The sequence below is a fragment of the Actinomadura sp. genome, from assembly GCF_044508335.1.
Taxonomy (GTDB): Bacteria; Actinomycetota; Actinomycetes; order Streptosporangiales; family Streptosporangiaceae; genus Spirillospora.
Window position 1 is genome coordinate 1,302 of record NZ_JBIQHY010000193.1, and the last position, 6,132, is coordinate 7,433.

At 69.1% G+C, this 6,132-nt stretch carries 7 protein-coding genes; 6 read left to right on the forward strand and 1 reads right to left on the reverse strand.

All coding sequences use genetic code 11. The features are described 5' to 3' along the window. Positions 1-53 precede the first annotated feature (53 nt). From ACIWVC_RS33645 to ACIWVC_RS33665, 5 genes are all read left to right on the forward strand, one after another. The gene (locus ACIWVC_RS33645; RefSeq protein WP_396455089.1) at positions 54-515 is read left to right on the forward strand and encodes a nuclear transport factor 2 family protein; all 462 of its coding nucleotides are present in this window, start codon (positions 54-56) and stop codon (positions 513-515) included. A 106-nt stretch (positions 516-621) separates the two neighbouring features. After that, the gene (locus ACIWVC_RS33650; RefSeq protein ID WP_396452867.1) at positions 622-1,842 is read left to right on the forward strand and encodes a hypothetical protein; all 1,221 of its coding nucleotides are present in this window, start codon (positions 622-624) and stop codon (positions 1,840-1,842) included. Further along, complete coding sequence (locus tag ACIWVC_RS33655; protein WP_396452869.1) at positions 1,842-2,624, forward strand: SDR family oxidoreductase; 783 nt, start codon at positions 1,842-1,844, stop codon at positions 2,622-2,624. The genes ACIWVC_RS33650 and ACIWVC_RS33655 overlap by 1 nt, the downstream gene beginning before the upstream one ends. Before the next feature lie 23 nt (positions 2,625-2,647). Further along, positions 2,648-3,874 (forward strand): sulfotransferase family protein, encoded by a 1,227-nt coding sequence (locus ACIWVC_RS33660; protein WP_396452871.1) that lies wholly within the window; start codon positions 2,648-2,650, stop codon positions 3,872-3,874. A gap of 66 nt (positions 3,875-3,940) precedes the next feature. Continuing rightward, positions 3,941-4,726, forward strand: coding sequence for a class I SAM-dependent methyltransferase (locus ACIWVC_RS33665; RefSeq protein WP_396452873.1), 786 nt, complete (start codon positions 3,941-3,943; stop codon positions 4,724-4,726). Between the two features lie 49 nt (positions 4,727-4,775). Here the strand turns inward: ACIWVC_RS33665 and ACIWVC_RS33670 are convergent, their stop codons facing one another. Continuing rightward, positions 4,776-5,141, reverse strand: coding sequence for an ArsR/SmtB family transcription factor (locus tag ACIWVC_RS33670; protein ID WP_396452875.1), 366 nt, complete (start codon positions 5,139-5,141; stop codon positions 4,776-4,778). A 92-nt stretch (positions 5,142-5,233) separates the two neighbouring features. On the opposite strand from ACIWVC_RS33670, the gene ACIWVC_RS33675 reads away from it, so the two are divergent. Further along, positions 5,234-6,132, forward strand: an 899-nt coding sequence (locus tag ACIWVC_RS33675; protein WP_396455090.1) for an FAD-dependent oxidoreductase, incomplete at its 3' end; no start/stop codon positions are given.

Consider the following 6,132-nt stretch of genomic DNA (forward strand, 5'->3'; position numbering starts at 1 on the left):
GGCAGTAGAACAAGTTCTTGTTTTCCAGACCGGCAGGGTCCAGTCTTGGGCGCATGGACCTGGTTGCCCTGGAAGAGATCCGCCGGCTCAAGTACCGCTACCTGCGCTGCGTCGACCTGAAGCTGTGGGACGAGTTCGCCGAGGTGTTCACGCAGGACGCCGTCGCCGAGTACGACACCCCCGTGCTCGGCAAGACGCTGCGACTGGAGGGGCGGGACGCGATCGTCCAGTACATGCGGGAGAACCTGGACAGCGGCAAGATCAGCGCGCACACCGCCGGGTGCCCGGAGATCGACGTGGACGGGGATCGGGCCACCGGCATCTGGTCGCTGGACGACACGATCATCATCCCGGAGCACAACCTGCTGATCCGCGGCGCCGCGTTCTACCACGACGTCTACCGCCGCGGCGAGGGCGGGCGGTGGCTGGTCGAGAAGACCGGGCACCGGCGGACGTACGAGTACATGGTCTCCCTGGACGACGCCCCGAGCCTGAAGTTCACCACCTCCCATTGATCGGGACCGGACATTGACCCGCGTATAGAACGGGTTCTAGGTTCTGGTTCCTCAGTGCCGCGATCGCGAGCACGGCGTCCGCGCCCCGCGTCCCCAGGAGAGCCCGGTGGCCACCGACTCAGCCGAAGGCAAGACCGATCAGTTCGAAGCCGCGACGCGCTCGTTCGCCGACGCGGTCGTCGAGGCCGAGCGGATCATCCGCGCCGCTCCCCACGTCAAGACCGACCAGGACCTGGCCGAGGGGCTCGACTACCTCGCCGGCAGCATCAAAGCCTCCCTGCACATGGTCGGCGCCTACCAGCAGGACTATCCGTTCTTCGCGTCCTCGACCGGCCCGTACACCAAGCTGGGGCTCGACAATCCCGACACGCTCTACTTCCACGCCTACATCCGGGACGACGCCGAATACGTCGTGACCGGACGCCGGGGAACAACGGCCGACCTCAGCTTCCAGGTCATGAACGGCGACTATTCGCCCACGCAGTCGCCCGACAGCCTCACTGCCTTCGACGACCGCGAACTCGACATCGCCGACGACGGGTCGTTCCAACTTCGGTTCGGCCCGCCCAAGCATGACCCCGGCCCCGGCTACGTCACCCTTCCCAAAGGTGCGGCGATGCTCATCGTCCGGGAGGTGTTCAGCGACTGGGAGAACGAGCGGCCAGGCGAGATCCGCATCCACCGGGCCGACACGCTCGGCACGTCACCGCCGGCCGTCCCCTCCGAACGGATGGCCCGCCGCTACCAGATCGCCGGGAAGATGCTGGTCTCCAGGATCCGCACCTTCCTGGCGTTCCCCGAATGGCACTACCTGCGGCTGCCCGTCAACACGCTGACCGAGCCGCGCCCAACGCCCGGCGGCCTGGCCACGCAGTTCTCGTCCGTCGGGCACTACGACCTGGACGACGACGAGGTCATGGTCATCACCGTGCCGGCCGCCGACCGGGAAGTGGCGCCCTACCAGGGCTTTCAGCTCGGCAGCATGTGGTACATCTCGCTCGACTACATCAACCACCAGACGAGCCTCACCGCCGACCAGGCCCGCGTGGACGAGGACGGGATGATCCGCTACATCGTCAGCGAGCGCGATCCCGGGCTCGCCAACTGGATCGAGCGGACGGGCCACCGACGCGGCTACCTGCAGTTCCGGTGGCAGCGGCTCAGCCGTGACCTCACACCCGAGGACGGCCCGAAGGCCGAGGTCGTGAAGTTCGACGACCTGCCCCGAGTCCTGCCGTTCTATGAGGAGCAGCGGATCACACCGCAGGAATGGGCCGACAAGATCGCGACCCGTCAGGTCGCCGTCGCGAAGAGGATGCTCGGCTGATGGCGGGTCTACTCGAAGACAAGGTCGTCGTCGTTTCCGGAGTCGGCCCGGGGCTGGGCCGCGGGCTCGCCGTCCAGTGCGCCAAGGCCGGCGCCGACGTGGTGCTCGCGGCGCGCAGCGAGGAACGGCTCGCCGAGGTCGCCAAGGAAGTCGAGGACATCGGCCGGCGCGCCGTCGCCGTCCCGACCGACATCAACGACGCGGCCGCATGCGAGCGGCTGGTGGAGACGGCCCAAGAGGCTTTCGGGCGCGTGGACGGCCTGATCAACAACGCCTTCGCGACACCGCCCTTGAAGGACCTCACAAAGGTCGATCTCGACGCGGTACGGGCGGGCTTCGAAACCAACGTGCTCGCCGCGCTGCACCTCACCAGGCTTTTCGTCCCCGCCCTCGAAGAGCACGGCGGGTCGGTCGTGATGGTCAACTCGGCCGTCCTCCGGCATTCCCGCCGGACGTTCGGCGCCTACAAGATGGCCAAGGCCGCGCTCCTGGCGATGGCGCAGAACCTGGCCACCGAGCTGGGGCCGCGCGGTATCCGGGTCAACACCATCGCCCCCGGATACATCTGGGCCGACAACCTCCAGTGGTACTTCAACTACCTCGCCGAGAAGCGCGGTGTCACCGCGCAGGACATCTACGACGAGAACGCCGCGACGACCGACCTGCGGAAACTGCCCGAGCCGGACGAGGTAGCCGACGCCGTGGTGTTCATGCTGTCGCCGCTGGCCCGAGCGGTCACCGGGCAATGCCTGGACGTCAACGCCGGCGAATGGCACCACTAGGCACCCGAGGAAAGGGCGTACCGATGAGCGCAGGCCGCGACAGCGTCGGGACGGTCGACGACCTCCACGCGTCCGCCGGCAAGGTCACCGGGATGGACGACTTCGGCGGCGACGAGTACCTCGAAGGGCTCAAGGTGCTGCTGGAGTCCCTTTCGAAGGACGCCGGCCTCACCCCGCTCGGGAACAAGGCCCAGCGGGCGATGCTGCGCGGCGCGCTCGCCGCCCGGCAGTTCTCCGAGGCCGCGTGGAAACGCCACCCCGAACATGTGAACGTCCCCATCGAGCGGCCCATTTTCGTCACCGGCCTGCCGCGCACCGGAACGACCGCGCTGCACAGGCTCCTCACCGCCGACCCCGCCCACCAGGGCCTCGACCTGTGGCTCGCCGAAGTGCCGCAGCCGCGTCCTCCCCGCGAGACCTGGGCCGACAACCCGGTCTTCCAGGCGATCGACGCCGGATACCGCCGCCACCATGTCGAGAACCCCGAGTTCATGGGCGTCCACTACATTTCGGCGGACTCCGTCGAAGAGTGCTGGCAGCTCCTCCGCCAGAGCATGCTCTCGATTTCCTTCGAATGCCTGGCGCACCTGCCGACCTACTCGTCCTGGCTCGCCGAACAGGACTGGACGCCCGCCTACCGACGGCACCGGCGCAACCTGCAGCTCATCGGCCTCAACGACGCCGGCCGGCGCTGGGTGTTGAAGAACCCCAGCCACCTTTTCGCCTTGGACGCGCTTCTCGACGTCTATCCCGACGCGCTCATCGTCCAGACGCACCGGACGCCGCGTACCGCGATGGCGTCCATGTGCAGCCTCGCCGCGCACGCCACCGACGGATGGTCGGACGTGTTCACCGGCGCCACCATCGGCCGCGACCAGCTGGACCTGTGGAGCAGGGGCCTCGACCGATTCCGCGAAGTGCGGGCGCGCCACGATCCCGACCAGTTCGCGGACGTCCACTACGACGACTTCGTCCGCGACCCGATCGGCACCGTCGAGGCCGTCTACACCCGTTTCGGTCTTCCGTTCACCGACGAGGCCAGAACGGCGATGACGCAGCTCCACAACGAGAGCACCACCGGCGCGGCGAAACCGGCCCACCGCTACTCGCTCGAAGACTTCGGCCTCACCCCGCAAGAGGTGGACGAGCGCTTCTCCGACTACACCGCAACCCTGCCGGCCGTCCGTCCAGCCCTACCGCTGGTCAGCGCGGACGATAGGCAGGGGCAAGACCCGCCAAACCCGAGGTAGGGCGCCGGGCGGCCGGGGTAGAGCACCACCCACCACACCGCAGAACCGCCCACGGGGATGAGCCGTATGACGAAACCGCCGCCGCGCGTGCAGAGGAACCGCGCGAGCCTGACGTACAAACTGCGCTATGCGACCCAGAACCCGGACAAGATCAAGGGCTACCTGTCCAGGGTCACCCGCGACTTGAAACTCCGCGTCGCCCACCGGAGCCATGTGGCGTACTACCGAGCGGTGATGAAGGCGGACGCGGCCAAGAGCCCCGAGGCCGCCGTCGGCAGCCCCACCCGCGACCGCTGGCTGAAACTCGGCCGGATGCAGTTCGACTACCTGCTCCAGCACGGCCTCAAGCCCGACGACCGGATCCTGGAGATCGGCTGCGGCAACCTGCGCGCCGGGTGGCGGTTCATCGACTACCTGGACGCCGGCAACTACTACGGCATCGACATCTCGCCCGACATCCTGCTCGCCGCGCAGAACACCCTCGTCCAGCAGGACCTGCAGAACAAGGTGCCGCACCTGACGCTCGTCAACGACCTGAAGCTGCGGTTCCTGCCTTCCCGGCACTTCACCGTCGTGCACGCGCACAGCGTGTTCAGCCATTCGCCCATCGACGTCATCGACGAGTGCCTCGCCAACGTCGGACGAGTGCTCGCACCGGACGGCTTCTTCGACTTCACCTTCGACCGGACGGAGGGAGCCGAGCACCACGTCCTCCGCGAGGACTTCTACTACCGGACGGAAACGCTGATCGGGCTCGCCGAACGCCACGGTTTCGCCGCCCGGTTCATGGAGGACTGGGAGGAACTCCCGCACGGCCAATCCAAGATCCGCGTCACCCACGCCGAATCCTGACCGCCGGCGGGCCTCACGACCGCGCTCCGGCGGGCGGCGCGCGGGGTCGTCACGCCGGGGTGAAGGCGGGGATGGCGAACAAACCTGAGAGGCGGGCCACCGCCTCCGGGATCACCCTGTAGTAGACCCACGTCCCCCGGCGCTCGCCCTCGATCAAACCCGCCTGGCGCAGCACCTTCAGATGGTGCGAGATGGTCGGCGCGCTCAGCTCGAACGACTCGGTCAGGTCGCACACGCACGCCTCGCCGCCCTCCACCGAAGCGATCATGTTCAGCAGGCGCAGCCGCACCGGATCGGCCAGCGCCTTGAACACCTTCGCCAGCTCGGCCGCCTCCGCCTCGCCGAGCAGCGGGCCGCTCAGCGGCGCGCAGCACGCCTCCATCACGACGTCGTCCAACCGCAGGAACTTAGACATACATCTAATTTGACATCTATCGAAGCGATGAGGCAACCTGGCCCTTGTTTTGATGCTCGTCAAAGCAGCAGACTGGTTCAGGGAGGAACGCCGTGACCGAGAGCAGAGAGCCGCAGGAGCCCGCCCCACCGGCCGCCGAGGGGAGCTGCTGCGGCGTCAGCGCGTGCTGCACGGACGCCGAGCAGGCCGCGGACCCGGACAAGACCGTCGAGCAGGCCAAGACCGATGCCGGCTGCGGGTGCCTCACCGACGAGGCCGCCCAGCGGCCCGGCGCGCGGCATCCCGTCGTGGTCATCGGGGCCGGGCCGGTCGGGCTCGCGGCCGCCGCGCACCTCGCCGAGCGCGGGCTGGAGTTCCTCGTCCTGGAGGCCGGCGCCACGGTCGGCGCCGCGATCTCCGAATGGGGACATGTCCGGCTGTTCTCGCCCTGGCGGTACGACACCGACGCCGCCGCCCGCCGGCTGCTCGAACCGGCCGGGTGGACGGCGCCGCCCGCCGACGTCCTGCCCACGGGAGCCGAACTCGTCCGCGACTACCTGGTCCCGCTCGCCGAGACGCCCCAGCTGAACGGGCGCGTCCGCACGTCCACCCGCGTGCTCGCCGTGACCCGCGACGGCGTGGACACGACCCGCACCATCGGACGCGACGAGCACCCGCTGCTCGTCCGCGTCCGCGAGCCGGACGGGACGGTCGCCGACCTGCGGGCCCGCGCCGTCATCGACGCCTCCGGGACGTGGGGCAGCACCAACCCGCTCGGCCACTCCGGGCTGCCCGCCCCGGGCGAGGACGAGGCCGCCGCCCACCTGACCGGGCCGCTGCCGGACGTCCTCGGCCGCGACCGCGACCGCTTCGCCGGCCGGCACGCGCTCGTCGTCGGCATGGGCCACTCCGCCGCCAACACCCTGCTCGCCCTGGCCGAACTCGCGGCCGAAGAGCCCGGCACCCGCATCACCTGGGCCGTGCGCGACGCCTCGGTCGCCCGCCTCTACGG